General features: G+C 61.5%; 2 protein-coding genes. Both read left to right on the top strand.

Translation table 11 applies throughout. The annotated features are described in order from the left end of the window. The coding region (locus tag HP546_RS31005; protein ID WP_172233873.1) for a thermostable hemolysin at positions 1–194 on the top strand (194 nt) is incomplete at its 5' end. Next, on the top strand, positions 184–559 hold a 376-nt coding region (locus tag HP546_RS31000), incomplete at its 3' end, for an AMP-binding protein (RefSeq protein WP_172233871.1). The genes HP546_RS31005 and HP546_RS31000, both read left to right, overlap by 11 nt.

Raw genomic sequence — 559 nt, 5'->3', positions numbered from 1 at the left:
TGCCCACGGTATTGGCCGCGGCCGACCCAGAACGTCTACAGGGCCAGATGGACCAATGGGGTAGCTACTACGATCAACGTCCTCAGGTATTCGCCGGCAGCATCGGCGTTGGCTTCGATGCCCTGACCCGCGGGGGGGTGTTCCAACGCCTTGGGTTTCCCTGCTTGGCCCCGGAGGCCGGTCATGCCGCATGAACCGAGCGCCTTTCGGGCTTTACTGCTCCAGCATGCCGAGCACAGACCTGATGATGTAGCTGTGCAGGGCCCGGTTCAGCGTTTCACTTACAGGGGGCTTCTCGACGAGGTTGAGTCCCGTATCGCCCGTTTGCAGAGTGAACCACCGGGCGCGTTCGTGGTGGTACTGGATAACGGGCCTGAAGTGCTGTTCTGGGACCTGGCGGCACTGTTCGTCGAGCGCCCTTGTGTGATCGTACCGTCGTTCTTCAGCGCGGCTCAGTTCCGACATTGCCTGAGGCAGAGTGGTGCCACGATTGTTCTGTGCCAACAACCATGGACGGCTCAGCTACTCGAGCAAGGCTTTGCCCAGCATCAGCCAGGGG

This window comes from Pseudomonas sp. CM25 (assembly GCF_013179705.1).
Classification (GTDB): Bacteria; Pseudomonadota; Gammaproteobacteria; order Pseudomonadales; family Pseudomonadaceae; genus Aquipseudomonas.
This window is presented reverse-complemented; position numbering and strand designations above follow the sequence as displayed.